A 23186-nucleotide genomic window follows, 5' to 3' on the forward strand; every position below is an offset into this window, starting at 1 on the left:
GGACGCATGGGGAGGGGTATGCGGAGGGTCGTGATCCTGGGCGGAGGGACCGCCGGCTGGCTGACGGCTGGCGTCCTCGCTTCCGAGCTTGGTGGCCCGGGCGGCATCGAGGTCACCGTCCTCGAGTCGCCCGAGGTCGGCGCCATCGGCGTCGGCGAGGGCACGTGGCCCAGCATGCGCGACACCCTTCGGGCCATCGGCATCGCCGAGACCGACCTGGTGCGCGATTGCGATGCCGCCTTCAAGCAGGGATCGAAGTTCGTCGGTTGGGCCGATGGCGGCCCGAAGGACCGCTATTACCACCCTTTCGCCCTGCCGGAGGGCTATCCGGAGCTCAATCCCGGCGCGGCTTGGGCATCGCGCGACGCGGCGATCGACTTTGCCGACCTCGTGAGCCCGCAGCCGGCCCTGTGCGAGACCGGCCTCGGGCCAAAGCAGTTCGCGACGCCGGAGTACGCGGCGGTGGCGAACTACGGCTACCACCTCGATGCGACCAAGCTGGGCACGATGCTGCGGCGCCACGCGGTGGAGCGCCTTGGCGTGCGCCACGTCGAAGACCACATGGTGGCGGTCGTCCCGGCCAAGGACGGCGGCATCGCGGCCTTGGAGACGCGTGCCAACGGTGCGCTGGAGGCCGACCTCTTCGTCGACTGCAGCGGCCTGCGCTCGCTGCTGCTGGGCGGCCATTTCGGCGTGCCCAAGGTCGATCGCACCGACGTCCTGTTCAACGACCGTGCGCTGGCCTTGCAGGTGGATTACGCCAAGCCGGAGGCGCCGGTCGCTTGCCAGACGACCGCCACGGCGCAGCCCAACGGCTGGATCTGGGACATCGGCCTGCCGACCCGCCGCGGGCTGGGCCACGTCTACAGCAGCCGCGATGGCAGCGACGACGAGGCGGCCGCCCGCCTCGTGGACCACGCGCGCCGCACCGGCGCTGCCGAGCACAGCCTCTGCAAGTCGCCGCGCCTGATCACCCTCGAACCCGGCTATCGCCGCGAGTGCTGGGTGCACAACTGCGTCGGCGTTGGCTTGGCGGCGGGCTTCGTCGAGCCGCTGGAGGCCTCGTCGCTGGTGCTGGTCGAGCTGGCGGCCTGGTCGCTGGCGGAGCAGTTCCCGACCCGGCGCGAGGAGTTGCCCGTGTTGGCACGCCGCTTCAACGATGCCTTCCGCTACCGCTGGGAGCGCGTGATCGACTTCCTCAAACTGCACTACGCCGTCTCGCGCCGCGACGACAGCGACTACTGGCGACGCCATCGCGACCCGACCACGTGGACCGATGCGCTGCGCGAGGGCCTGCCGCTGTGGCGCCGGCAGCCGCCGTCGCGCCACGACCTGCCGCGCGCCCAGGAGATGTTCCCGGCGGCAAGCTACCAGTACGTGCTCTACGGCATGGGCGTCCGTCCCGAACCCCGTGCGCCGCGGCGTCGCGATGATCCGGCGCGGGCCCAAGCGGCGTTCGCCGACGTCGACCAGCGCCGGCGGCGGATGCTGGCTGCGCTCCCGCCGCACCGCGCCCTGCTCGACCACATCGCCACCCGCGGCTTTCCGCGCGTCTGAAGGAAACCCATGACCCGCCACGTGCCTCTCGACGCCAACCTGCACTGCGACGTGCGGGTGATCACCGCGCACGGGGTCGCCTACGGCGATGCCACCATGACCGCGGTGACCTTCCCGGCCGAGTTCCGCAGCCTGCAGGCGCACTACCCGATCGTGTTCAGCAAGACCGCGCTCGGCGAGTTCGTGCCGGTGGCGCTGCTCGGCCTGCGCGAGGGCGAGAACCTGTTCCTGCAGGGCAGCTACTGGGACGCGCACCACGTGCCGCTGTCTATCGAGCGCCAGCCCTTCCTGATCGGGCGCGACGGCGACGCACTGTCGGTGCACATCGACCTCGACCATCCGCGGGTGTCGACCAGCGCCGGCGAGGCCCTGTTCACCGCGCACGGCGGCACCACGCCCTACCTCGAGCGCATCAGCGAATTGCTGGGCACGCTGCATGAAGGCCTCGCCTCGGTCCCGGCCTTCGTCGAGGCGCTGCTGCGCCATGACCTGCTGGAGTCCTTCGTCCTCGACGTGGCCGAAGGCGACGGCGGCGCGCATCGCCTCGCCGGCTTCTACACGATTCACGAGGAGCGGCTGGCCCAGCTCGCGCCCGAGGCGCTCGTTGCCCTGCATCGCGAGGGCCACCTGCTGCCGATCCACATGGCGATCGCCTCGCTGTCGCAGTTCCGCGGCTTGATCGCCCGCCGCCAGCGCACGCTCCGGCATGCCTGAGCCCGTGGCCGAGGCCCGCGTCGAGCGGGCGGCGCTGCCGGCGCTGCTGGCCGGCCTCACGGCGCCGCGCGTGTTCCGCGGCCTGGTCGCCGACTGGCCTCTCGTGGACGCCGCACGCCGCTCGGCGCAAGCGGCCATGGACCACCTGGCCGCCTTCGACGCGGGCTTGCCCTTGGTCGCGCAGATCGTCCCGCCGGAGGCGAAAGGCCGGGTCTTCTACGACGACACCCTGACGGGCTTCAACTTCCGCCCCGAGCGCGCGCCGCTCTCCGCCGTGCTCGACACCCTGCGTCGCCTGCACGACGATCCGGCGCCACCGACGGTCTACGTCGGTTCCGCGACGCTCTCGACCTACCTGCCGGGCTTCGAGGCCGGGCATCCGCCGCCGCCCGGCGTGCCGACGGAGGCCCTGGCCAGCGTCTGGCTCGGCAACCGCAGCCGCATTGCCGCGCACCACGACGTGCCCGACAACCTCGCCTGCGTCGCCGCGGGCCGACGCCGCTTCACGCTGTTTCCGCCGGAGCAGGTGGGCAACCTCTACATCGGGCCGCTGGACGTGACGCCGGCCGGCCAAGCGATCAGCCTCGTCGATTTCGCCGCGCCGGACCTCGAGCGCTTCCCGCGATTCGCCGAGGCGATGCGCCATGCGCTCGTCGTCGAACTCGAGCCCGGCGATGCGCTGTTCATTCCCAGCTTGTGGTGGCACCACGTGGAGGGGCTCGAGCCCTTCAACGTGCTGGTGAACTACTGGTGGCGCGGCGTGCCGGAGTGGATGGAGCCGCCGATGAACGCGCTGATGCTCGCCCTGCTGGCCTTCCGCGAGCTGCCCGCGCACCAGCGCGCGGCCTGGCAGGCGCTGTTCCGGCACTACGTGTTCGAGGCCGATGAGCACACGACGGGGCACATTCCCGAGCATGCGCGGCGCCTGCTGGCGCCGTTCGACGGGGCGCGGGCCGGCGACCTGCGCGAGCGGCTGAGGCAGCGGCTGAAGAAATGACTTCCGAACGGGGCGGTGGACGATGAGTGGAGCAGGGCAGGGCCGGCCGGTGCGCCGGGTGGTGATCGCGGGCGGCGGTACGGCCGGCTGGATGGCCGCCGCCGCGCTGTCGAAGACCTTGGGCAAGGTGCTCGACATCACCCTCGTGGAATCCGAGGAGATCGGCACCATCGGCGTGGGCGAAGCGACGATCCCGACGATGGTGACCTTCCATCGCCTGCTCGAGATCAACGAGCAGGCGTTCATGGCCGCCACGCAGGCCACCATCAAGCTCGGCATCGCCTTCGAGAACTGGCGCGACGTCGGCCAGCACTACATCCACTCCTTCGGCACCACCGGCCGCGACCACTGGACGGCCGGCTTCCAGCATTTCTGGCTGGAAGGGAAGAAGCGCGGCCTCGCCCGCGACTACGGCGACTACTGCTTCGAGCTGCGCGCCGCGCAGGAGGAGCGCTTCGCCCACCTGCCGAACGGCGGCATCAACTATGCCTTCCACCTCGACGCCGGCCGCTACGCGCGCTACCTGCGCCGCTTCAGCGAAGGCTTCGGCGTCAAGCGCGTCGAAGGCAAGATCGCGCGGGTCGTGACGCGCGCGGAGGACGGCCACATCGAGGCGCTGGAGATCGAAGGCGGCGGCCGCGTCGAGGGCGATCTCTTCATCGATTGCACCGGCTTCCGCGGCCTGCTGATCGGCGAGACGCTGGGCGTGGGTTTCGAAGACTGGTCGCACTGGTTGTTCTGCGACAGCGCCTACGCCGTGCAGACCACGCAGTCCCGAGCGCCGCGTCCGTACACCCGCGCCATCGCCGGTGACGCCGGCTGGCAGTGGCGCATCCCGCTGCAGCAGCGCGGCGGCAACGGCATCGTGTTCTCCAGCCGCTACCTCGACAACGACACGGCGAAGGCCACGCTGCTCGGCAGCCTCGAGGGCGAACCGCTGTTCGATCCGCGCCTGCTGCGCTTCACGCCGGGGCAGCGGCTGCGTTCGTGGGAGAAGAACTGCGTGGCCATCGGCCTCGCGGGCGGCTTCCTCGAGCCGCTGGAGTCCACCAACATCCACCTGATCCAGCGCGGCATCATCCGCCTGCTGCAGTGCTTCCCCGACGTGATCCGCCAGGCGGACATCGACGAGTACAACCAGCAGTCGGCCGCGGAAATCGTGCACATCCGCGACTTCATCATCCTGCACTACCACGTGACGAACCGCCGCGACACGCCGTTCTGGCGCGACGCGGCGACGATGGCCATCCCCGCCACCTTGCAGCACCGCATCGACCTGTTCCGCGAGACGGCCAAGGTGTTCCGCGTGCCGAACGAGCTGTTCGCCGAGAACTCGTGGGTGCAGGTGATGCTGGGGCAGGGCGCCGAGCCACGCGGCTGGCATCCGGTGACACGCTTGATGCCGGACGCCGAGTTGAACGGCTTCCTCGAGTCGATCCGCGCCGGCATCGACCGCCAGCTGCGCCAGCTCGCTCCGCATGGCGAGTACCTGATGCGCCATTGCCCTGCCAAGGACTGAGCGGCGCCGTCCATGATGTGGGAAAGAAAACGGCCGATCCCGCGAGGGACCGGCCGTCCGGTCTTCATGCGACTGCGCCGCGATCGGCGCCGAGCCGCGGCGCGCGCGGGATTACTCCGCGGCGGCCTTCAGCTTGCGCAGCGGACGCACCTTGACCTTGGTCGAGGCCGGCTTCGCGGCGAACCACTGCTCTTCCTTCGTGAACGGGTTGATGCCCTTGCGCTTCGGCTTGGCCGGCACGCTGACCGAGGTGATCTTCAGCAGGCCCGGCAGCACGAACTGGCCGGCGCCCTTCTTGTTGAGCGAACCAACGATGGCGCCTTCGAGCGCGGCGAGGACGCCACGGACGTCCTTGGCGGCCACGCCGGCGGCATCGGCGATGTGCGCGACGAGCCCGGTCTTGTTCAGCGTCTCCTTGATGGCCTTCGGCGCTGCCGGGGCGGCCTTGGCGGCCTTCTTCGGGGCGGCCTTCTTGGCCGGGGCTTTCTTGACTGCTTTCTTCGTTGCCATGTGATGGGTTCTCGTGAGGTTCCGTGGATCGGCAATGGGACCGGCCCGGCGACCTGCAGGTCGGCACGGACCCTCCAATCCTCGCCTGAAACGCGGGAAAAGTGAGCCCCCGCGCGAAAAAATCGGCACTTTTTTTCGCCTCGGCCGCCGCCGCCGCCGGTCCGCCACCGTTGACGGCCGCGGATCGGCCTGATGCCATAGCGGGATGCGCATCTGTGTGTACGCCGCCTCGAGCGGAAAAGTCGATCCCGCCTACCTCGGCGCGGCCCGCGAGCTCGGTGCTTCCCTGGCCCGTGCCGGCTGCACCACCGTCTATGGCGGCGGCGGGCAGGGCCTGATGGGCGCGCTGGCCGACGGCGCCATCGCCGAAGGCGGCGAGGTGATCGGCATCATCCCGAAGTTCATGGTCGACCTCGAATGGGGGCATCCCGGCGTCACGACGCTGGAGCTCGTCGAGGACATGCGGGAACGCAAGCACCGGCTGCTGACCGGCAGCGACGCCGTCGTCGCCCTGCCGGGCGGCTGCGGAACGCTCGAAGAGCTGTTCGAGGCGATCACTTTGAAGCGCCTCGGCCTGTACTTCAGCCCGATCGTGCTGCTCAGCCTCAACGGCTTCTACGACGGCCTGCAGCGCTTCATGGCGAAGGTCATCGACGAGCGCTTCATGAACCCCGAACACGCCGCCATGTGGTCGATGGTGGAGCGCGTCGACCAGGTGCTGCCGCGCATCCGCGAGACGCCGCGCTGGAGCGAGAACGCGCGCGATTACGCCGTGGTGCGCTGACCTATTCCGGCGAGGGGACGAGGCAGCGGCGGCAGGCCTCGGCGGCAAACCGGCCCTCGCAGGCCATGCGTGCGGCCCGGGCATCGCGGTTTTCGGCGTGCTCCCGGTAAGCGGCACAGGCCTCTTCGCCGACATCGACCGTGGGCAGCTGATGCGTGGTCCCGCCGCCTTGCACGATCGTAAGCCGCGGGCCATCGCCGTCGTTCCTCAGTTCGATCGCCTGCGAGTCGCCGGGGCTGAACAGGCGCAGGGCCGATGCCCCCTCGGGTCCTGCGACGAGAAGCGTGGACTGGTGTTGCCGGCCATCGAGCGTCAGGGCGACATTGCCCGAGGGCTCGAAGGTGACATAGCCGCCGCGTTCGACGCCGGTGCCGTCGTAGAGCAGCAGCCCGGCGATCTTGGCCCCGCGGTCCAAGGTACGGCCGTCGATGATCGCGTCCGGTAGATCGGCGCCGAGCCGCGCACGCACGGTGCCGTCGGCATCGACGATCGTGACCTGGCGAACGACGACTTCGCGGTCCAACACGAGGTGGATGAGCAAGGCGAGAAGCACGAGGCCTTGGAGGGTGACGACCCCATGGAGCAGGGACCACGGGCGTGTGGACGTCGCCATCGGACGGTCGGCTTCGGACATGGCGTCGCGCTCCGGGGGGATTCGCCCGAAACGCTAGCGGCCGGCGCGCGAGCGGCCACGTGTGGAAAGTCACGCCGGGGCGTTGGCCTCGTCGTCGCCCGCGCCGTGGGGCTCGTCGCGGACCTCGTCGTCCGAGGCCCCGTCGGACACCGCGCCCGCCGGGACGTTGCCGCCGCTGAACCAGCGCGGCTGGGGCTTTGGCAGCGCCGCGCTCGCCGCGTCGGCGGCGAGGATCAGTTCGCTGCGGCGTTCGTCGGGCACCTGCTGCCAGTGGCAGTCCAGCAGGGCACCCTCCAGCGAATAGAGGAGGTTGAGCGACGGCTTGAAGCCCGCGCGTTTGAGTTTGACGAAAGCGTCGAGGCTGCCCAGCGCGCGGAGGTCGTCGAGCGTCCGCACGCCGACCTGGCGCAATTGCGCCGCCGACTTCGGGCCGATGTTGCGCAGCTTGGGCGTCGCCGCCACGGTGCTCAGGCCAGTGCGTCGAGGAAGGCCGCCGCCAGGGCTTCCAGCCCGCGCTGGTCATCGGCGTCGAAGCGGTCGAGCACCGGGCTGTCGATGTCGAACACACCGATCAGCGTCTCGCCCTTGAACAGCGGGACCACCACTTCCGAGCGTGAGGCCGAGTCGCAGGCGATGTGGCCGGGGAAGGCTTCGACATCCGGCACGAGCTGCGTCTGGCGCGTGGCGGCGGCCGTACCGCAGACCCCCTTGCCGATGGCGATGCGCACGCAGGCGGGTAGGCCCTGGAACGGCCCGACCACCAGCTCCTTGCCATCGAAGAAGTAGAAGCCCACCCAGTTGAGGTCGGGCAGGGCGTGGTAGACGAGCGCCGACAGGTTCGCCGCGTTGGCGGTGCGGTCGCGCTCGCCGTGCATCAGGCCGCGGGCCTGGTCGACGAGCTGGGCGTACTGCTCGGCCTTGGTGCCCTCGAGGGCGACGGTGGTGAAGGACATGCGCTCTAGAATCCGGTTCGGCGGGCCGCGTCATGCGGCCGGGGAGGGCAACGATGGGGACTGCGGCAGCGGAAGGCAAGTTGGACGGCGATGGGTCGCGGGACGAGCTGGGCTTCCGCCGCCGCGGCGACCGCACCACGCGCCTCGAGGCTTTCGTCGACGCCGCGTTCGCGTTCGCATTGAGCCTCATGGTGGTCGCCGTGGGGAGCGTGCCGCGTTCGCCGGAAGAGCTGGCGGTGGCGCTGAAAGGCGTCCCCGCCTTTGCCGCCTGCTTCTGGCTGATCGCCACCTTCTGGCGCGGCCATGTCGACTGGAGCGAGCGCTTCGGGCTCGATGATCCCCGCAGCAGGCAGCTGAGCCTGCTGCTGATCTTTCTCGCCCTGGTTTTCGTGTTTCCGCTGAAGATCGTGTTCGCGGTCTTCTTCGACTGGATCAGCGGCGGCGTGCTGCCGTCGGGAGTCACCTTCGCGGCGTTGGTCGACGTCCAGCGAATGTTCCAGACCTTCGCCATCGCCTTTGGCTCGATGGGGGCGGTGCTGTGGGCCTTGAACCGCCATGCATGGCGAAGGCGCGAGGCGCTCGGCCTGGAGGCGACCGAAGTGCTGGCCTTGCAGCTGGTCATGCGGCTTTGGGCGATGCTGCCGGTGTTCTCGATCGTCTCGCTGGCCCTGAGCCTCTGGCCGGAGTCGCTGCGCTACGGCGCGCCCGGGATGATCTTCTTCCTCATGCACCTCATGCAGGCCTTCCTCCGGCGACGGCATCGACGCCGCCTTGCATCGGCCTTGGCATCCTCCACGCCATGACCACCGCCTTTTTCGTCACCGGCACCGACACGGGCGCCGGCAAGACCTTCACCAGCGCCGTCCTCCTGCACGCCTTGCGCCAGCGCGGCCTGCGCGCCGTGGGCATGAAGCCGGTCGCCAGCGGCAGTGACGAAACGCCCGAGGGCCTGCGCAACGAGGATGCCCTCGCGCTGCAGGCGGCCAGCGATCCCCGCCCCGATTACGCGCTGGTGAACCCTTGGGCCCTGCGCGAGCCGACGGCCCCGGAAATCGCCGCGCGCCTCGATGGCGTCGAAGTGACCCTGCCGCCGATCGAGGCGGCGTTCGCCCAGTTGAAGGCCCAGGCCGACGTGGTGCTGGTGGAAGGCGTCGGCGGCTTCCTCGCGCCGGTGAGCGCCGCCATCGACCAGTGCGACCTGCCGCGCACGCTGGGCTTGCCGGTGCTGGTCGTGGTCGGCCTCAAGCTGGGTTGCATCAACCACGCGCGGATGACCGTCGAGGCGGTGCACGCGCGGGGCTTCCGCGTGCTGGGCTGGATTGCTTCGGACGTCGAGCCGACGATGCTCTTCCCCGACGACTACTTCGAAGCCCTGAAGGCCGCGCTGCCGGTGCCGTGCTTCGGACGCCTGCCGCATTCGCCGGGTGCGGACCCGGCCGCGCTCACGGCGCACCTGGCCTTGCCCGAGGGCTTTCCTCAGCCGAGCTGAAGTGTCGCGCGGTCGCCCGACGCCGGGCGGAACACCGAGACACGGACCAAGAGCGGCATCGCGGGGTGAAGCTCGCGGGCGATGAAGGCGCAGAGGTTCTCGAGCGTGGCCGGGCCAATGCCTTCGACCTCATCGAGGAAGCGGTGGTCGAGGCGCTCGCGCAGGGCGGCCAGCTCGCGGCGCACGACGCCGAGGTCCATCACCATGCCGGTGGCGCTGTCGGGGTCACCGCGCAGCGTGATCTCGGCGTGGTACGTGTGGCCGTGGATGCGCTTGCTCGATTCGATCTCGCCCTCGACGTAGCGACGCAGCGTGTGCGCGGCTTCGAAGTAGAAGGCTTGGCTGAGTTCGGTCGGCATGGGCGTGGCGGGCGGGGCAGGCGCGCATTCTGCCACGGGCGCCGCCGAGGCCCGGCTCAGGCCTCGTGGAAGAAGGCCGCCACGCGGCGGGCGGTGGCCTCGGGCTCCGCCAGCATGAAGCAGTGCGAGCCGGCGACCGGCTCGACCCGCACATGGGGGTGACGGGCCGCCAGTCGGCGTGCGGACGGAGCGACGAAGGGCAGCGTCCGGTCCCCGTGGATGAGCAGGGTCGGGGTGGTGAGCCGGTCCAGCTGCCGCCACAGGCCGGCCGGACCGGAGCTGAAGATCGTGGCCTCGATGCGCGTCGGGCACTTGAGGGTGACGCCCTCGCCGTCCTCGCGCAGGCCGTGCTCGACGTAGGCGCGCAGGGCGTCGTCCTGCCAATCGGCGAACACGCCGCGGCCGCGGAAACGGGCGAAGGCGTCGTCGCGCGACGGCCAACGCGTGCGTCGACGACGGGTGGCGCGCACGAGCGGCAGGAGGCCCTGCAGCCCGGTGCGTTCGAGCAGGGCGACGCTCGCGGCGACCATCGGCGTGTAGATGACCGGATCGAGCAGCACGAGGCGTTGGAACAGCGACGGGTCGGCCGCGGCCATCAGCGCGGTGAGCACCCCGCCGAAACTGTGGCCCACGGCGAACACGGGCACGCCCGGGTTCGGGTGATGGGCTCGGAAGGCGCGGGCCACCATGGCGGCGTTGGCGTTCCAGCCGAGGAAGCGCTCGCCGGCGTCGCTGTCGCCGTGGCCTTGGGCATCACAGAGCCACAGGTCGAAGCGCTCGGCCAGGGGCGCGAGCATCGGCGCGTAGGTGCGCGCGCACAGGCCGTTGCCGTGCAGCACGTGCAGCAGCGGCAGGCCGCGGGGCGGGGTGCGCCAGCCGCGCAGGGTGAGGCCGTGTTCCGGGTCGGCGTGCCGCCAGCGTTCGAGGTCCACAAAAGATGGCGTGCAATTGGATTGCGTACAATCTATCATGCCGCGATGCCCCGCCGCCAGCCTGCCGCCCCGCCGACCGCCGACGCGTTGCTCGCGCTCGACCATCAGCTGTGCTTCGCCCTGTACTCCAGCTCGTTGGCCATGACCAAGGCCTATCGACCGCTGCTGGCGGCGCTTGGCCTCACTTACCCTCAGTACCTCGCCATGCTCGCGCTGTGGGAGGGCGACGGCCTGTCGGTGGGCGCCCTCGGCGAACGCCTGTTCCTGGACTCCGGGACGCTGACCCCCTTGCTCAAGCGGCTCGAGGCGCAGGGCTTGATCGAGCGCCGTCGCGGCCAGGCGGACGAGCGCAGCGTCTTCCTCCACCTGACCCGCGAGGGCCGCGCCTTGAAGCGCCGCGCCGTCGCCGTCCCCGAGGCCATGCTGTGCACGCTCGACTGCGGCCTCGACGAACTCCACGGCCTGGTGGCGCGCCTCACCGCGTTGCGCACCCGGTTGACCTCCACCCCCACGACGGACACCCCGCCATGACCCTGCAACACGCCCTGTACACCGCCGAAGCCACGTCCACCGGCGGCCGCGATGGCAAGACCGCGGCCAGCGACGGCCGCTTCGAACTCGCGCTCAGCACGCCGAAGGAACTCGGTGGCGCCGGCGGCCCCGGCACCAACCCCGAGCAGCTGTTCGCCGCCGGCTACTCGGCCTGCTTCATCGGCGCGATGAAGTTCGTCGCGAATCGCGACGCCATCAAGATGCCGGCCGACGCGAGCATCACCGGCAAGGTCGGCATCGGCCCGATCCCGAACGGCTTCGGCATCCGCGTCGAGCTGGTCATCTCGCTGCCGGGCCTCGATGCGGACACCGCCCGCACGCTGGTGGATCGCGCCCACGTCGTGTGCCCGTACTCGAACGCCACCCGCGGCAATGTCGACGTCACCCTGACGATCGTCTGAGCCAACGAAAAGCCGCCCTGTCCCCAGGGCGGCCTCCGGCGTCACGGCGCTCCGGGCGTCGTGCCCGCGACTCAGAAACGACCGGTCAGCTCCATGCCCCACGTCCGCGGCGCGCCGACGATGAAGGTCGGTAGGCCGAAGTTGAGGCCGGTGTTGCCGGCGTCGATCAGGTACTCGCGGTCGCCGGCGTTCTTCACGAAAGCGCCGAGGTCCCAGCGGCCGTCGCCGAACGCCACGCCGACGCGGACGTCGACGAGGCCGTAGCCGGCCTGCTCGATGCCGCGCTGGTTCTGGTCCTCGAAGAAGACCTGCGAGCGCCAGTTCCAGCTCGGGCGCACGTAGGCTTCGAGGCCGTCGCCCACGCCGAAGCGCCAGTCCAGGCCGGCCGAAGCCGAGTGCTCCGGCGTGAGACGGAAACGGTTGCCGGCCAGCGTCTGGCGGCGGCCGGCGTCGTCCCGTTCGTCGAAGCTGGCGTCCACGTAGCCGTAGGTGAAGAAGCCCTGCAGCGTCTCGCTGGCACGCAGGATCAGCGACAGTTCGCCACCGGTGGCGCTGGCGTTGCCGCCGTTCGCGGTGATCGTGCCGATGCCGTTCGGATTCAGCACGCTGGCCTGGAAATCGCTGTAGTCGTAGCTGAACACCGCGACGTCGTAGGTCAGCGCCTCGTCGAAGGCCGTGCCCTTGAGGCCGATCTCGACGCTCAACACCACTTCCGCGGGGATGACGTTCGGCGTGCCATTGCCGCCGGTCGGGAACTCGATGACGTCCGGGCGACGGCCGCGCGAGACGCTGGCATAGCCGTTGAGCGTGTCGCTGAAGCGGTAGGCGGCCACGACGCGACCCACGGCCGACGAGTAGGTGTCCTCGGCGTAGCGACGCGCCACCGGGCGGAACAGGAGGTTCGGGATGGCGACGTTGGCCGGCGCCGAAGGCAGCACCTGGCCGAGCGGCGAGAGGCCGCCGAAGGTCAGGGCCTCGTAGCCCGAGCGGACGTCCTCGCGGGTGCCGCGAAGGCCGAGCGTCAGGTCGAAGCGGTCGGTCACCGACCACGTGCCGTCGGCGAACACGTCCATGGCGTCGACCTCGCCAAAGTTCGTGTACTCCTCGCGATGGCTCGCGCGCAGCGGCAGCGGCGTGCCGAGCGGGATGCCCGGGATGCCCAGCGCCGGGAAGCTGGTGTAGCCGAGGAACGGCGTGAGGTTCGGGTTGAGCGGGCTCACCACCGGCAGCCGGACCAGGCCGCCCGTCGCGCCCGCCACGGCGGCGCTCAGGGCCGGTGACAGCAGGGCGCCGAGCTGCCGCTCGTCGGTGCTGAACGGCACGCGCTGGAAGCCCTCTTCCTTGAACCAGCTGATGCCGCCGAAGCCGCGGAAGCTGCCGCCGTTGTCGTAGTTGAAGCGGAACTCGTGGCTCCACTGCTCGCCTTCGGCGTCCTCGGCAAACTCGAGCGCGTTGAGCTGCGAGCCGTCGGCGTCGAACTCCTCCAGCGACGCGAATTCCCGCCAGCCGCTGATCGTCGACAGGCTCCACGCCTCGTTGATGGCGAACTGGCCGAGCACGGTGAAGCCGGTGACATGGCGGTCCAAGCCGAGTTGCTCACCTCGGTTGAGGTCCGCCGTGTAGTCAAAGACATCACGGCTGCCGCCGCGCGTCGGCAGCACGTTGGTGCGGAAGGCGGTGCCTGGCGGGGTGTCGACCTGGTGGTTGACGATCACATCGACGCGGTTCGTGTCGCCGAGGTCGAGGCCGAAGGACAGGCGCAGCGCGCTGGTGTCCTTGCCGTTCAAGCGTCCGCCGGAGAGGTTCTCAACGAAGCCCTCGTTCTTCTCGTGGTAGACGGCGAGGCGCATGGCCAGCGATTCCGACAGCGGTGCGTTGGCGTAGCCGCTGGCACGGCGCCATGCGTCGCTGCCCAAGCCGACGGTGAAGCCGCTCTCGTAGCCTTGGAAGGCCTTTTTCTGCACCAGGTGCACCGCGCCGACCTGCGCGCCACGGCCGAACAGGGTGCCCTGCGGGCCGCGCAGCACTTCGACGCGCTCGAGGTCGAAGGGCTGCACCACGGCGCCGCGGGCGCGGGAGATGGCGATGCCGTCCTGGAAGACCGAGACGCGCGGCGGCGAGAACGCCGCGCCGCTGTCCGAGGTGATGCCGCGGATCACGAAGCCGGGATTGTTCGGGCTCTGCTCCTGCACCTCGAGGCCGGGCACGACATTGCCGATGTCGTCCATCCCGGTGATGCCGAAGCCCTCGAGGAACTCGCCGGAGTAGGCGCTGATCGCGATCGGCACCTCCTGCACCTGCTGCTCGCGCTTCTGCGCCGTCACCACGATCGCGTCGATCATCGTGGCGTCGACGCTGGCGGCCCCGGCGGTGGGCGCGTCCTGGGCGAACGACGGAGCCGCGGCTAGGGCGATGGCAGCGTGGATCGAGGTGGCGAGCAGCGTGGGGCGACGCATCGGGGGCAAGCTCCATGGGGCGGTGGGATCGCGCCAGCGTGGTGACCGGGCATTGCATTCCGGTGAAAGCGCGTGCGCTTTCATCGCACTGAAAGATCGTGGCGCTGTGATGGGCGGCTCCCCTCCGAGTCGATCCGATGACCGTCCTCTCGCGTCGCGCCATGCTTCGCCTGCTGTCGGTGGCCGCCGCTGCCGCCGTCCTGCCCCTCCATGCGCGGCGTTTCAACGCAGAGCCGACGGTGGGTGCCGCCCTGTTCCCGCAGGCGATCGCTTCGGGTGACCCGTCGATGCGCAGCGTCGTCTTGTGGACGCGGATCGCCCCGCCCGCCTGGGGCCAGGACGTGGTGCTTCAGGTTGCCGAAGACGCCGGCTTCGAGCGGCTTCGCGTCGAGCGCGGGTTCGTCGTGGGTGCCGAGACGGACGGCTGCCTCAAGGTCCGCGTGGACGACCTCGAACCGGGGTGCGCCTGGCACTACCGGTTCGTCGTGGACGGCCCCGCCGGCACGCTCGCTTCGCCGGTCGGCCACACCATCACCACCCCCGGCGGGGACGAGGACCGCGATCTTCGCCTCGCCGTGCTCAGCTGCCAGGATTACAGCGGCCGCTGGTACAACGCGCTGCTGCCGTTGTTGGACCAGCCGCTCGATGCCATCGTGCACCTCGGTGACTTCATCTACGAGACGACCGGCGACCCGTCGTTCCAGAGCGCCGACGGACGCCGCGTGGTATTCGACGATGCGGCGGGGGCTCTCGCGCTGGGCGATGGCGGGTTCCAAGCGGCGAGGAGCCTCGACAACTACCGCCAGCTGCACCGCGAGTACCGCACCGATCCCACCTTGCAGGCCCTGCTCGCGAAGGCGCCGCTGATCGCCATCTGGGACGACCACGAGTTCGCGGACGACGCTTGGCAGGACGTCGCGACCTTCCACGACGGGCGGCGTGATGAGCGCGACGCGGCCCGTCGCCGCGCCGCGGAACAGGCGTGGTTCGAGTACATGCCGGTCGATGCCGGCGGCGGGTTCGACGGGCGGCCCGTGGGCCCGGGGGCCTTGCATCCGTACACGCGCATCTGGCGCGAGTTCCGCTTCGGTCGTCGCGCGTCGCTCTGCATGACCGACTACCGGAGTGCGCGCCCTGACCATCTCGTGCCCGAGGACGCGTTCCCCGGCACGATCGTGTTCGACGAGCCGACGTTGCGCGATGGTCTGCCGCGCATCGGCGAGTCGTTCGAGCAGCATCGTGCCTTGCTCCAGCCTTACGTCGATCTTGCCGAGCCGGCCTACCGACGCTGGCGTCGTCCCCTCGCCCGGGCCCTGAAGGCGGCCTACGCCGCCGAAGGCCTCGCGACGCCCGACGTCCGCGAGCGCGTCGACCGCATTCTCGCCGCTCCGGTCGCGCTGCCGGTCGCGAACGCCATCCTCGCCCGCCACGACGCCTCGGCACCGTTCTTCCTCGATGCCGGCGCCATTCCCGACGCTCCGGACCTGCCGCGCGGCCTGAGCTGGGCGGCCGTGGGCAAGTCCCGATTGTTCGACGCCGTCGGTAGCCGCTACTTCGTCCTTTCGGCGGGCTATGGACTGCTTGCCCGGCTGCGCGCGGCCGGCATCGGCGGGACCTTGGACAGTGCCCTGGGCGCCGCCCAGGCCGAGTGGCTGGCGGGCGCAGGCGAGCGCCACGCCGGGGTCCGATGGCAGCTGGTGGGGAGCTCGGTGTCCTTCACCCCCCTGCGCCTCGATCTTCGGCGTCCGGAAGTCGATGCGCCGCCCGCATGGGCGCACGAGGTGTTGCTCAACGTCGACCACTGGGATGCCTTCCCGGTCGAGCGCGAGGCGTGGCTCGAACGCTTCGATCGCCAGGGCGCGGTGCTGCTCAGTGGCGACATCCACGCCAGCTTCGCCAGCCAGCACCGCGAACGCGTCGTCGAGTTCACGACGCCAGCGGTGTCGTCGAAGAGCCTCGGTGCGATCCTGGAGCGCAATGCCTCGGGCGACGCGGCGACGCGCGCGGCCGGACAACGCCTCGCGGCGGCCCTCGATCCGCTGTTGCGCGATGGCTACCCCGGCCTGCGCTACGTCCAGACGCGGCGAAACGGCGCGTTGCTGCTGGAGATCGGCGCCGACGCGATCGTCGCCCGCTTCCTGGAGATCGATGGCGAGCGCGTCGCCGAGTGCCTCTACGCAGAACCTGCGCAGTGGCGAGCGGCCATCCAGGAGCGGCGCTTCCAGGTCACGCGCGACGGCAGCGCTTGGTACCTCGCGCCGATGTCGGGCTGAGCGCGCCTAGGCGCGTCGGGGCTCAGGCGTTGTTGACCTGGTCGTCGACGCGCTCGAGGATCTCCTGCAGTTCCCGCGCGACCCGGGCACGATCGAAGTGCAGGGCGCTTTCCTCGCGGATCCGCCTGGCGATCCGCGCGCCGTGCCACAGGCCGAGCGTCAAGCAGCCCGTGTTCACCGTATCGAGGCGAGGCCACAGGGCGCCGGCGGTCGGCAGATCAGGCACGTCGGCCTGCAACTGCCGCACTTGCTTGGCCAGCGAGCCGAGGTAGAGCATCAGCCGCTCGCCCGGGATGCGGAGGCGTTGCAGGGTGGAATCCGGCGGCTCCGCCGCATTCATCCAGGCGTGGCCGATGGCGCGGGCCACGCTGCACTCCGCGGCTTCCGCGTCGAAAGGCTTGACGAGGTAGTGCTCGACGCCGAGCCCCATGGCCTGTTTCACCGTCGCGAGGTCGGAGGCTGACGTGACCAGAACGAAGGGCAGGTCGGTCAGGCCCGGGTGTGCACGCACCTTCCTCAGCAGCTCGATGCCGTTCAGGCGCGGCATGTGCAGGTCGCTCAGGACGGCCACCGGGGTCATGCCGCCGAGCAGGTGCTCCCACGCCTCCATCCCGTCCTTCGCTTCCACCAGCTCGAGGCTCTCGAACCGGCCCATCAGGTCCACCAGCGCCATCCGCGACACGGCATCATCATCGACGAGCAGGATCTTCATGGCCTTCTCCGCGGTGGGCGTGGTCGAGCAAGGTCAGCAGGGTCGGGGTCTCGGCGTCGATCAGGCGCCAGTCCTCGCGGTCGGCGGCTTTCTCGAGTTCGCCCGAGAGCCGATGCAGCGGGCCGTCCGGGGCGAGGAAGCCGGCGCTGCCCTTGATGCCATGGAACTGCTGCGCGAGCTCGATGGCATTGCGCGATTCGAAGCTGGCGACGAGTGCGCGTCGACGTTCCGGGAGGTCGGCGAGGAAGGCGTCCCACATCCGGGTGCGGAGGTCGCCCCCACCGGGCTTCCGAGGGGCGGGACGCGACGTCCGCGTCCGGTCGCCGCCGGTCGATGTGCTCGCCGGTGCGGCGGATGCGTCTGACGTGCCCGAGATGCCGAACAGGGCATCCAGCGCCATGCCGGCGTCCCCGCCGTTGGGGGGCAACGGGCGGCCTTCCCCCAGCAGCCGGGCGATCAGGCGCTCCAGGAGCAGGTGCAGCTCGTGCTCGTTGATCGGCTTGGAGAGGAACTCGTCCATCCCGGATTCGAGGTAGAGGCGACGGTCCTCCGACGTGGCATTGGCCGTGAGGGCCACGATCGGCAGGCCCGGACGCCGGACCCGCAGGCCATCGCCCAACCCCCCGGCACGGATGTGCCGGGTGGCGGTCGCGCCATCCATTTCCGGCATCCGTCCGTCCATGAGCACCAGGTCGTAGTCGCGGCGGGCCAGTGCCTCGATGGCCATGCGGCCGTTCTCGACGATGTCGACATCGTGCCCGCCGTCCTCGAGCAGGGTCCTGATGATGATCTGGTTGGTGGGGTAGTCCTCCGCGCACAGGATGCTCAAACGATGGCTGTGCGGCACGGTTTCCGTGTCGCCGTCGCGCTGTGGCGCCTCGCCCGACGGCAGCGGCAGTTCGAACCAGAAGCGCGTTCCCAGGCCAGGCTTGGAGTCGGCGAGCAGCGTCCCGCCCATCAGCGTGACGAGGTTGCGGGAGATCGCCAGGCCGAGCCCCGTGCCGCCGTACTTCCGCGTGGTCGAGGTGTCGGCCTGGGTGAAGGCATCGAAGAGGCGTTCCAGCGCGTCGGCCTGGATGCCGATGCCGGTGTCCTGCACCGTGAACTCGACCATCGGCATGCCGTCGCCGCGCACGCGGTGGCGCACGCCCAGCGTCACGCTGCCGATCTCGGTGAACTTGATGGCGTTGCCAACGAGGTTGATCAGCACCTGGCGGAGGCGCGTCGGGTCGCCCTTCGACCATTCCGGGAGGCCGGTGTCGATGTGCACCTTGAGCATCACGCTCTTGGAGGAGGCCCGGTCGGCCATGAGCTCGTACAGGTCGTCGACCACGGCATGCACCGAGAAGTCCACGCATTCGATGTCGAGCTTCCGCGCTTCGATCTTCGAGAAGTCGAGGATGTCGTTGATGATCGTCATCAACGACCGGGCGTTCTCCTGCGCCAGCTCGATCTGGTCGCGCGTTCCCGGCGACAGGTGGCGGTCGCGCAGCGCGAAGCCCTGCATCCCGATCACGCCCGCCATCGGCGTGCGGATCTCGTGGCTCATCATCGCGAGGAACTCGCTCTTGGTGCGGTTCGCCTGCTCCGCCTGTTCGCGCGCCCGTTCGGCGGCGCTCTTGGCCTCCAAGGCATCGCGCAGCGCCGCGTCGGCGAGGCGTTCGAGGTTCTTGCGCTCCGTCAGGTCCTGCACGACGACGACAGCGGCTTCGTGGTGGCCCTCGACCGAGGCGTCGGTGCGGTCGATGGCGATCCAGCGCAGGGTGCCGTCCGAGGTCGTGATGGCGACGTCGCCGGTCGTCGCAAGCCGCGGATCCACCGGCATGTCCTGCAGCTGGCCCTGTTCGGCGCCAAGGATCCGGTGCAGTTCCGGGTTGGCCATGACCACGCGGCCGTCGCCCTCGATCATCAGCCCGACCGGTGCCGAGTGGAACACGGCATGTTGCTGGCTGTAGAGCTCGGCGATCGAGCGGGTGCGTTCGTGCACGAGTCGTTCGAGGCGCTCCCGGTAGTGGCGTCGGGCCAGTGCGTGCTGGATATGGCTGGCCACGAAGCCGAGCACGGACTGGTCGCGTTCACTGTAGGCCACGCCATCCACGTAGGCCTGGACGACCATCGCGCCGACCACTTCGCCGTCAGCGAACATCGGCACGCCAAGCCAGTTGCGGGCGTCGCTGCCGATGCCCTTGAGCTCGCCCCTGACCTGCGTCGCGACCTCCGCCATCGTGCCGCGGAGCGGCCTTCCGCCCATCAACAGGTGCCAGGTGAGCCCGCCCCTGAGGTTGTCGATCGGCACGTCGCCGAAGATCGCGTCGTCCTGGGCGTCTGCGTAGTAGTCGAAGCGGATCGTGCCTTGCTCGCGATTCAGCGAGACGATATAGAAATTCTTCGCATACATCAGGCGTTCCACCACCCGGTGCATGCCCTCCAGCATCGCATCGTCGCTCTGGGCATGGTCGGCCATCTCGCTGATGTCGAAGAGCGCTTTCTGCAGCTTCTCCTTCTCGCCGATCTCGGCCAGCTGGGCGCCGAGTCGTGCCGCTTGGCGATGCCACTGCGAGGCGAAGGCGGTCGAGAAGAAGCCGAGGACCAGCATGCAGGCGGCGTACGACAGCAGGAACCGGGCGGTGGAATCCTCCAGGCTGAGCAGGGCCACGCCGCAGAGGTTGGCCAGCAGTGCGATCCACGCGCGGCCCGGCGAGAGCAGCAGGAAGTTCGCCGCCATCAGCGGGAACGCGACGAAGAATCCGAAGGGCGGGAAGGCCACCGCCGTCCATAGCGCGAAGGCGCCGCCGGCCATGGCCATGCTGGCCGTCGCCAGCTCGGTCCGCCCGGTGTGGAGAAGGTGCAACAGGCAGCCGGCGGCACAGGCCGCGACGAGCAGATCGACGGTGAAGAGCACCCATTCGCCCTGGGCGGCGCGGAGGGCCGCGAAGGGAAGGAGGGCCACGAGGGCGATCACCTGCACCCGGGCCAGGACCGCCAGGCGCTCGTTGCCCTGGGCGGCATGCCAGCGACTCCGAATCGACGTCCACGCGTGCATGGTCTGACCCCGCTGGAGCTCGGGAGCCACGGAGCGCGGCTCCACGTGGCGACCGTAGTTCGCGCGCCGATGCGCCGCGCTCGGGGAAATCCCGCCATGTGGGCGTGACGCCCGTCGCGATTCGCTGGCCTTCCATGGTGATTGCAAACAGCGATCCGTGATCGCGTTCGAAGAACGGAAAAAGAACCCGTCGCGCGTGCGGCGGCTGCCGTGCGCCGGCCTAGGTTCGCGCTGAACCGGGCAGCCGGCCCGGGCCGAGGAGGACGCCATGGGCATGCGCTGTCCGGATTTCGATGCCGCCACGCTGGAGGCGTTGGCCGGGGATGATCCCCGCCAACTGCGGCGGTTCTACGTGCTTTTCCGCGCGGTGTGCCGCTGGCAGCACGACGGCCTGGTGCGGGAGGCCATGAGCGGCCACCTCGAGGAGGCCGGATGTTGCGCCCGCCGCCTGAAGGTCGCCTGCTTCACCATGGGGGCCTTGACGCTTGGCCACGGCTACAGCCGCATCGAGTCGATCGCCAATCGCTGGGACCTGCCGGAGCTCCGCGAGAGCCTCGCCGATATCGAGCCGCAGCTCGAACACGTCCTCGCAAGCCTCGGCGACATGGCCGAGGGCATCGCGCAGCGCCCGAACGCGGGGGATCGCCCATGAACGCCTATCGCAAAGCGCGGCTACTGGTGATCGGTGAAGGGGCGGCCGAAGTCGAGTCGCTGCAACGCCAGCTGGCGCCGGAGTTCGACGAGGTCCATGGCGCATGGCACACCGACAGCCTGCCGCAGGTTTTCGACGGCCTGCAGCCCGATGTCCTCGTCCTCGCCTACCCGTCGCTGGTGCATGCCCACCAGGCGTATCTCGGCTTGCAGTTGGCCAGCAGGGCGGTGCAGTCGGGCCGCCACCGCAGCGTTCTGCTCTGCCACAAGGACGATCGCGACGAGGTGTTCGACCTGTGCGAGCGCCGCTACTTCGACGACTACGTGCTGTTCTGGCCACACGTCGTGGATGGCCATCGGCTGGTCATGGCGATCCTGCGCTGCCTGTGGGATCTCCGCCTTGCCGAGGACCAGCGCCTTGCCGGCCACGTGTCGTCCCGGGCGCGCGGCGTGGCCGACGCGCTGCCGGCGCTGGAGGTCGCGTCGCAGCGGGTCCACGGGCTGGCGACCCGCGCAAAGGATGCTTTCGAGACGGCCCGCGTCACGGTCGAGGGTGCCTTGCGCGGCATGGAGCACCACGCCGCCGAGTGGGCCCCTGACGCCCTGCGCCGGGAAGTCCGGCGGATCGCGACCGAGCAGATCGGCCCGACGTTCGAGGCGACGGCGGAAGCCATCACGCCGCTCGCGCAAGTCGCCGGCGAGCTTCAGGTCGCGATGGCGCGCCAGTCGATGGCGGTGTCCGAGCTTTCGCGGACGGCCCACGGCGTCCGACCCCGCGTGCTGGTGGTCGACGACGACGCGTTCCAGCGCGAACTGATCGCCCACGTCCTCGGCGAGCTCGGCTACGACGCCGAAGGCGCTGCCGACGGGCTGTCGGCGCTTGCGGCCCTGCATCGCCACCCGCCGGACGTCGTCCTGATGGACGTCCTCATGCCGAGGATGAGCGGCATCGAGGCCCTGCGTCGCATCAAGGCGACGCCACCGCTCGATGCCATCCCGGTGGTGCTGATGTCTGGCGATTCGGCCAGCGTCGACCTGGAGGCCGGCGTGCTCTCCGGGGCGCGGGATTTCCTCACCAAGCCGGTGACGCGGGCGGTCCTCCAGCGCAAGCTCGGCCGTGCCCTCGGTCGGGCGGGCGATGGGACCAGCGGGGGCGCTGCGGTACCCTGAGGGCGGAAAGCGCGAGAGGAGGGAGCACGCCGTGTCCGTGATCGTCTGGGTCGTCGATGACGACGAGGCGCTGTTCGCCTTCCTCGTCGATGTGCTCCGCGCCTTCGGGTTCGATGCGCGCGGGGTCCACGGCGGGGCGGCATTCCTCGAGGCGTTCGCCGCGATTGGGCGCGGCCACCCCCAGGTGCTGTCGATCGACTACGCGATGCCGGGCCTCGACGGCATCGCCACGCTCCGCGCGGCCCGCCGCGCCGGTTTCTCCGGCCCGGCGCTGATGCTCTCAGGCCAGATCGACCTGCCTCACGTCGTTGAGGCGATGCGCGAAGGGATGCTGACGGTCCAGACCAAGCCGGTTGACCTCGAGGAATACGCGGCGCAGATCAGCGAAGCGGTGGCACTGGCCGAGGAGGAGCAACGTCGGCGCGAAGAGCGCGAGCGGCAGGCCGCGCGCTTCCGCGTTCTGACGTCAAGGGAGTCCGACGTGTTCGCCGCACTCGGGGAGGGGCTGATGAACAAGCAGGTCGCCGACCGCCTCGGGCTCAGCATCAAGACCGTCGAGACGCACCGGCATCACCTGATGGAAAAACTCGGCCTGAACACGGCCGGCGCCCTGATGCGCTGCGCGGTGGAATACCGCCTGCGCCGTGACGGCGGGGAGCAGCACTGAACGCCAGCGTCCTCGCCGGACCCGAGCGAAGAACCCCCGCAACGATGCCGTCGGGCCGGCGCATCTTGTGCGCCCTCGATGGCGTCGGTTCGAGGGCGGTGGCCGGCGAAGCGTCGGCGACGGCGTCCCGGACGTCGACGGCAACGGGTTCCTCCACCAAGGCAATCCCCTCGACGGATCGTGCGGATGGACGCGATGCTGCGGTCGCCGTCCATCCCGCGCCATCGGGAAAAGCCCGTGGCCTGGGTCACCAGACCAGGTCGTCGGGCACCGTGAACTGTGCGTAGTAGGCGTCGTCTTCGCTGCTGCCGGCCGCCGGCGCCGTGTCGGTGCTGGCTCGGTTGTCGAGGACGATCAGTTCCGGCGCACGCTCGCGCACCTTGTCCGCCGCGACGCGCGGCAGCAGCGCCACGCTCTCGTCGAAACGCACGATCACGAGTTGCCCGTTGGCCAACTGCCGACGCGTGGCCTCATCGACCAGCAGGCTGCGGATCGCGCCGTCGATCGGGTAGCGGTACTCGATGTCCCCTTTCGCGACGACGCGTTTGTCGACGGTGATCTGCCGGGCCTGCGCACGCAGCGCCTTCGCCTGTGCTTCGGCCTTCTGGGCGGCGGCCAAAGCACGGTCGCGCTCCACTTTCTCCTCCCGCGCGCGCTCGGCTTCGCGCTGGAGTTCGGCGGCGGCGGACGGGGTTTCGCCGCGCCGCGCCTTCTCCTGCTCGCGCGCCGCTTCGGCAGCCTTCGACTTCTTCGCGAGGCCGGCCTTGAGCAATTGTTCCTGCAGGGCATTGAGCTTGGCCATGGATTCGTTGG

Annotated in this window: 23 protein-coding genes; 13 read left to right on the forward strand and 10 right to left on the reverse strand. The window is 70.1% G+C overall.

Annotated features, from left to right (window positions below; translation table 11 throughout):
* Window positions 1-30: 30 nt before the first annotated feature.
* The 4 genes from ACYVAK_RS12025 to ACYVAK_RS12040 are packed head-to-tail and all read left to right on the forward strand — an operon-like array spanning window position 31 to window position 4787.
* A complete protein-coding gene (locus tag ACYVAK_RS12025; RefSeq protein WP_461061270.1) occupies window positions 31-1557 on the forward strand; it encodes a tryptophan halogenase family protein in 1527 nt (508 codons plus the stop codon).
* A 9-nt stretch (window positions 1558-1566) separates the two neighbouring features.
* Window positions 1567-2271 (forward strand): SapC family protein, encoded by a 705-nt coding sequence (locus tag ACYVAK_RS12030; RefSeq protein ID WP_461061272.1) that lies wholly within the window; start codon window positions 1567-1569, stop codon window positions 2269-2271.
* Window positions 2264-3268, forward strand: coding sequence for a cupin-like domain-containing protein (locus ACYVAK_RS12035; RefSeq protein WP_461061274.1), 1005 nt, complete (start codon window positions 2264-2266; stop codon window positions 3266-3268). The genes ACYVAK_RS12030 and ACYVAK_RS12035 overlap by 8 nt, the downstream gene beginning before the upstream one ends.
* Before the next feature lie 22 nt (window positions 3269-3290).
* On the forward strand, window positions 3291-4787 hold the full coding sequence (locus tag ACYVAK_RS12040) for a tryptophan halogenase family protein (RefSeq protein WP_461061276.1): 1497 nt from the start codon (window positions 3291-3293) through the stop codon (window positions 4785-4787).
* Window positions 4788-4898: 111 nt separating this feature from the next.
* On the opposite strand, the gene ACYVAK_RS12045 is transcribed toward ACYVAK_RS12040, so the two are convergent.
* Window positions 4899-5297, reverse strand: coding sequence for an HU family DNA-binding protein (locus ACYVAK_RS12045; RefSeq protein ID WP_461061278.1), 399 nt, complete (start codon window positions 5295-5297; stop codon window positions 4899-4901).
* Between the two features lie 205 nt (window positions 5298-5502).
* Here ACYVAK_RS12045 and ACYVAK_RS12050 point away from each other — a divergent pair, with 205 nt between their 5' ends.
* Window positions 5503-6081 carry an LOG family protein gene (locus ACYVAK_RS12050; RefSeq protein ID WP_461061280.1) on the forward strand — a complete coding sequence of 193 codons (579 nt, stop codon included), beginning with the start codon at window positions 5503-5505 and terminating at the stop codon, window positions 6079-6081.
* 1 nt (window position 6082) lies between these two features.
* Here the strand turns inward: ACYVAK_RS12050 and ACYVAK_RS12055 are convergent, their stop codons facing one another.
* From ACYVAK_RS12055 to ACYVAK_RS12065, 3 genes are all read right to left on the reverse strand, one after another.
* Entirely contained in the window at window positions 6083-6715 is a 633-nt protein-coding gene (locus ACYVAK_RS12055) for a hypothetical protein (RefSeq protein ID WP_461061282.1), read from the reverse strand.
* A 69-nt stretch (window positions 6716-6784) separates the two neighbouring features.
* Window positions 6785-7177, reverse strand: a complete 393-nt coding sequence (locus ACYVAK_RS12060) for a TfoX/Sxy family protein (protein WP_461061284.1) — start codon at window positions 7175-7177, stop codon at window positions 6785-6787.
* Window positions 7178-7182: 5 nt separating this feature from the next.
* Window positions 7183-7668 carry a GAF domain-containing protein gene (locus ACYVAK_RS12065; RefSeq protein WP_461061286.1) on the reverse strand — a complete coding sequence of 162 codons (486 nt, stop codon included), beginning with the start codon at window positions 7666-7668 and terminating at the stop codon, window positions 7183-7185.
* 53 nt (window positions 7669-7721) lie between these two features.
* Here ACYVAK_RS12065 and ACYVAK_RS12070 point away from each other — a divergent pair, with 53 nt between their 5' ends.
* On the forward strand, window positions 7722-8471 hold the full coding sequence (locus ACYVAK_RS12070; protein WP_461061288.1) for a TMEM175 family protein: 750 nt from the start codon (window positions 7722-7724) through the stop codon (window positions 8469-8471).
* Window positions 8468-9157 carry a dethiobiotin synthase gene (gene bioD, locus ACYVAK_RS12075; RefSeq protein WP_461061290.1) on the forward strand — a complete coding sequence of 230 codons (690 nt, stop codon included), beginning with the start codon at window positions 8468-8470 and terminating at the stop codon, window positions 9155-9157. Before ACYVAK_RS12070 ends, bioD begins: the two co-directional genes overlap by 4 nt.
* On the opposite strand, the gene ACYVAK_RS12080 is transcribed toward bioD, so the two are convergent.
* Both ACYVAK_RS12080 and ACYVAK_RS12085 read right to left on the reverse strand, forming a co-directional pair.
* Window positions 9145-9516, reverse strand: coding sequence for a 6-pyruvoyl trahydropterin synthase family protein (locus tag ACYVAK_RS12080; RefSeq protein ID WP_461061292.1), 372 nt, complete (start codon window positions 9514-9516; stop codon window positions 9145-9147). The two genes, bioD and ACYVAK_RS12080, sit on opposite strands and share 13 nt — an antisense overlap.
* Before the next feature lie 56 nt (window positions 9517-9572).
* Entirely contained in the window at window positions 9573-10448 is an 876-nt protein-coding gene (locus ACYVAK_RS12085) for an alpha/beta fold hydrolase (protein ID WP_461061294.1), read from the reverse strand.
* A 45-nt stretch (window positions 10449-10493) separates the two neighbouring features.
* On the opposite strand from ACYVAK_RS12085, the gene ACYVAK_RS12090 reads away from it, so the two are divergent.
* Together ACYVAK_RS12090 and ACYVAK_RS12095 are read left to right on the forward strand one after the other, a co-directional pair.
* A complete protein-coding gene (locus tag ACYVAK_RS12090) occupies window positions 10494-10979 on the forward strand; it encodes a MarR family winged helix-turn-helix transcriptional regulator (protein ID WP_461061296.1) in 486 nt (161 codons plus the stop codon).
* Window positions 10976-11401, forward strand: coding sequence for an organic hydroperoxide resistance protein (locus tag ACYVAK_RS12095; protein ID WP_461061298.1), 426 nt, complete (start codon window positions 10976-10978; stop codon window positions 11399-11401). Before ACYVAK_RS12090 ends, ACYVAK_RS12095 begins: the two co-directional genes overlap by 4 nt.
* Before the next feature lie 71 nt (window positions 11402-11472).
* Here the strand turns inward: ACYVAK_RS12095 and ACYVAK_RS12100 are convergent, their stop codons facing one another.
* Window positions 11473-13857 (reverse strand): TonB-dependent receptor, encoded by a 2385-nt coding sequence (locus ACYVAK_RS12100; RefSeq protein ID WP_461061300.1) that lies wholly within the window; start codon window positions 13855-13857, stop codon window positions 11473-11475.
* Window positions 13858-13994: 137 nt separating this feature from the next.
* Between ACYVAK_RS12100 and ACYVAK_RS12105 the strand changes: the two genes are divergently transcribed.
* Complete coding sequence (locus ACYVAK_RS12105) at window positions 13995-16130, forward strand: alkaline phosphatase D family protein (RefSeq protein WP_461061302.1); 2136 nt, start codon at window positions 13995-13997, stop codon at window positions 16128-16130.
* A gap of 22 nt (window positions 16131-16152) precedes the next feature.
* Here the strand turns inward: ACYVAK_RS12105 and ACYVAK_RS12110 are convergent, their stop codons facing one another.
* Entirely contained in the window at window positions 16153-16842 is a 690-nt protein-coding gene (locus ACYVAK_RS12110) for a response regulator (protein ID WP_461061304.1), read from the reverse strand.
* Window positions 16820-19915: a GAF domain-containing hybrid sensor histidine kinase/response regulator gene (locus tag ACYVAK_RS12115; RefSeq protein ID WP_461061306.1), complete on the reverse strand. Its 3096-nt coding sequence runs from the start codon at window positions 19913-19915 to the stop codon at window positions 16820-16822. The genes ACYVAK_RS12110 and ACYVAK_RS12115 overlap by 23 nt, the downstream gene beginning before the upstream one ends.
* Window positions 19916-20153: 238 nt before the next feature.
* Between ACYVAK_RS12115 and ACYVAK_RS12120 the strand changes: the two genes are divergently transcribed.
* From ACYVAK_RS12120 to ACYVAK_RS12130, 3 genes are read left to right on the forward strand one after another with little or no spacing between them, the layout of a single operon-like run.
* A complete protein-coding gene (locus ACYVAK_RS12120) occupies window positions 20154-20537 on the forward strand; it encodes a hypothetical protein (RefSeq protein ID WP_461061308.1) in 384 nt (127 codons plus the stop codon).
* Complete coding sequence (locus tag ACYVAK_RS12125; RefSeq protein WP_461061311.1) at window positions 20534-21706, forward strand: response regulator; 1173 nt, start codon at window positions 20534-20536, stop codon at window positions 21704-21706. The genes ACYVAK_RS12120 and ACYVAK_RS12125 overlap by 4 nt, the downstream gene beginning before the upstream one ends.
* 31 nt (window positions 21707-21737) lie before the next feature.
* Window positions 21738-22373 carry a response regulator transcription factor gene (locus ACYVAK_RS12130; protein WP_461061313.1) on the forward strand — a complete coding sequence of 212 codons (636 nt, stop codon included), beginning with the start codon at window positions 21738-21740 and terminating at the stop codon, window positions 22371-22373.
* Between the two features lie 247 nt (window positions 22374-22620).
* Here ACYVAK_RS12130 and ACYVAK_RS12135 read toward each other — a convergent pair whose 3' ends face one another.
* Window positions 22621-23175 (reverse strand): DUF2058 domain-containing protein, encoded by a 555-nt coding sequence (locus tag ACYVAK_RS12135; protein WP_461061315.1) that lies wholly within the window; start codon window positions 23173-23175, stop codon window positions 22621-22623.
* Between the last annotated feature and the right edge of the window lie 11 nt (window positions 23176-23186).

The organism is Silanimonas algicola, assembly GCF_054777375.1.

What these genes read in the sequence shown, in the direction of transcription:
- ACYVAK_RS12030 (WP_461061272.1), top strand. Translation starts at nt 1,567, where the DNA reads ATGACCCGCCACGTGCCTCTCGACGCCAACCTGCACTGCGACGTGCGG.
- ACYVAK_RS12035 (WP_461061274.1), top strand. Translation starts at nt 2,264, where the DNA reads ATGCCTGAGCCCGTGGCCGAGGCCCGCGTCGAGCGGGCGGCGCTGCCG.
- ACYVAK_RS12040 (WP_461061276.1), top strand. Translation starts at nt 3,291, where the DNA reads ATGAGTGGAGCAGGGCAGGGCCGGCCGGTGCGCCGGGTGGTGATCGCG.
- ACYVAK_RS12045 (WP_461061278.1), bottom strand. Translation starts at nt 5,297, where the DNA reads ATGGCAACGAAGAAAGCAGTCAAGAAAGCCCCGGCCAAGAAGGCCGCC.
- ACYVAK_RS12050 (WP_461061280.1), top strand. Translation starts at nt 5,503, where the DNA reads ATGCGCATCTGTGTGTACGCCGCCTCGAGCGGAAAAGTCGATCCCGCC.
- ACYVAK_RS12055 (WP_461061282.1), bottom strand. Translation starts at nt 6,715, where the DNA reads ATGTCCGAAGCCGACCGTCCGATGGCGACGTCCACACGCCCGTGGTCC.
- ACYVAK_RS12065 (WP_461061286.1), bottom strand. Translation starts at nt 7,668, where the DNA reads ATGTCCTTCACCACCGTCGCCCTCGAGGGCACCAAGGCCGAGCAGTAC.
- ACYVAK_RS12070 (WP_461061288.1), top strand. Translation starts at nt 7,722, where the DNA reads ATGGGGACTGCGGCAGCGGAAGGCAAGTTGGACGGCGATGGGTCGCGG.
- bioD (WP_461061290.1), top strand. Translation starts at nt 8,468, where the DNA reads ATGACCACCGCCTTTTTCGTCACCGGCACCGACACGGGCGCCGGCAAG.
- ACYVAK_RS12080 (WP_461061292.1), bottom strand. Translation starts at nt 9,516, where the DNA reads ATGCCGACCGAACTCAGCCAAGCCTTCTACTTCGAAGCCGCGCACACG.
- ACYVAK_RS12090 (WP_461061296.1), top strand. Translation starts at nt 10,494, where the DNA reads ATGCCCCGCCGCCAGCCTGCCGCCCCGCCGACCGCCGACGCGTTGCTC.
- ACYVAK_RS12095 (WP_461061298.1), top strand. Translation starts at nt 10,976, where the DNA reads ATGACCCTGCAACACGCCCTGTACACCGCCGAAGCCACGTCCACCGGC.
- ACYVAK_RS12100 (WP_461061300.1), bottom strand. Translation starts at nt 13,857, where the DNA reads ATGCGTCGCCCCACGCTGCTCGCCACCTCGATCCACGCTGCCATCGCC.
- ACYVAK_RS12105 (WP_461061302.1), top strand. Translation starts at nt 13,995, where the DNA reads ATGACCGTCCTCTCGCGTCGCGCCATGCTTCGCCTGCTGTCGGTGGCC.
- ACYVAK_RS12110 (WP_461061304.1), bottom strand. Translation starts at nt 16,842, where the DNA reads ATGAAGATCCTGCTCGTCGATGATGATGCCGTGTCGCGGATGGCGCTG.
- ACYVAK_RS12120 (WP_461061308.1), top strand. Translation starts at nt 20,154, where the DNA reads ATGGGCATGCGCTGTCCGGATTTCGATGCCGCCACGCTGGAGGCGTTG.
- ACYVAK_RS12125 (WP_461061311.1), top strand. Translation starts at nt 20,534, where the DNA reads ATGAACGCCTATCGCAAAGCGCGGCTACTGGTGATCGGTGAAGGGGCG.
- ACYVAK_RS12135 (WP_461061315.1), bottom strand. Translation starts at nt 23,175, where the DNA reads ATGGCCAAGCTCAATGCCCTGCAGGAACAATTGCTCAAGGCCGGCCTC.